At 34.9% G+C, this 1,478-nt stretch carries 1 protein-coding gene; it reads right to left on the reverse strand.

Features of this window, described 5'->3' with window-relative positions:
* Window positions 1-27: 27 nt before the first annotated feature.
* Window positions 28-1,478: hypothetical protein (locus tag CO726_RS30880; protein WP_099686822.1), on the reverse strand; the 1,451-nt coding region annotated here is incomplete at its 5' end.

The raw sequence follows: 1,478 nt of genomic DNA on the forward strand, positions 1-1,478 counted from the left end.
AATTTTTGCATCCCTTATCACTCCTTCTTAATTTTCGGTCTTTCGGAATCGAAATCCACTTAATATAGAATTTTTCTTTTGGTTCAGCAATTCGTTTGGTAGTAATAACTCTGCTATCTTCTTCATTTTCCCTTCTAACTCTCTATAATAGTTACGACTAGATAGTAACGTACTGCTATTCAGTTGAGATTCAAATACATCCTCAACATCATATGGTGGTAGAGCAGTTAATAACTTATCTCCAAAACATTCTTCTACTACTTCATGCTTTAAAAGTGCGGGAGAAAACTTATTCCCAATGATTCTCGTTTTCTCTAAAGCTAAGTAAGAAACGAGCTTTCTCTCTTTTTGTGTAAGAGGATGCGCTATCTTTAACATTTGATGAAGATCTGGCTCCGCTACAAAGAATATATAATCAGCCATTTCACATATCTCATGGTATAAATCTTTATCCCAATCGCTTCCTGCATCAATAATAGATATAGGTGCTTCTTGGTTAGCCAATAAAACCTTAATGAAATGGTCAAAGTCCTGCTCTGTTTCATTTTTTAATTCCTGGTCTACAATAGGATTCTTTACAATATAATTTATTTTTCCTTGCTTCCACTTTGGAATCGATAATATATCGGATTCCTTCTGTAACATCTCCTTATACCGCTGTAGCATAAATTCACTACGATAGTTTTCTGGTGCTTCTGTATATCCCTTTAATAACGGATACGTATAGCCATCATCATATAGATTCTCTATATAATTCACATCAATCTGTAGTTCATTTAAGTAAGCAGCTAAAAGATGTGAAACAAATGTAGCACCACTTCTTCTGTTCATACTTGCCACAACAATTGTTCTTCTTGGAATAGCAATACCTATTTGTTTCTCATATACCGGCTCAAAAGCCAATTTATACTGTTTTTTTATAACAGGTGCTTTGGGCGTCTCCTCTGGAACAGACTTACGCTTTTGCTTATTTTTAAATAGTTTGTTGGATTTAGAGGCAGGTTCACTGTTGCCACCTTCCTCTAATTCACTTGATACGTCCTTTTCTTCCTCATCAACAGGAACCTCAGGCAACTTTGTTTGTTGCGGTGCCTGACTTGCTCCTACAATCTCTGCTACATTTTTAATATCCGATTCCTGCAGCAGCTGCGGGATTACTTTATTATCAATATCAATTTTACGAGAGTTAAAAATGTCATAGATACCTAGATAAATAAGTTTCGCCAAAAACTCATCATCATTTTCACGCTCTGTAAATACCACAATACGAATATCCCGATTAAATCGAATATCTCTTAGTTTCTGTAAAATAATTAATTCTCGTTGCTCTTCATGTCCCGCATCAATATTGAAACGTTTGTCATTAATACATAAAATATTGGGTTGTTCCATATCTAGAATTTCATCTAGATACTTGATGTGCATCACATCACTATCAGCTACTTCAAATCCCGCACCAATAAAATCCTCACGTAAAT

It is taken from the genome of Bacillus fungorum, assembly GCF_002746455.1.
Lineage (GTDB): Bacteria > Bacillota > Bacilli > Bacillales > Bacillaceae_G > Bacillus_A > Bacillus_A fungorum.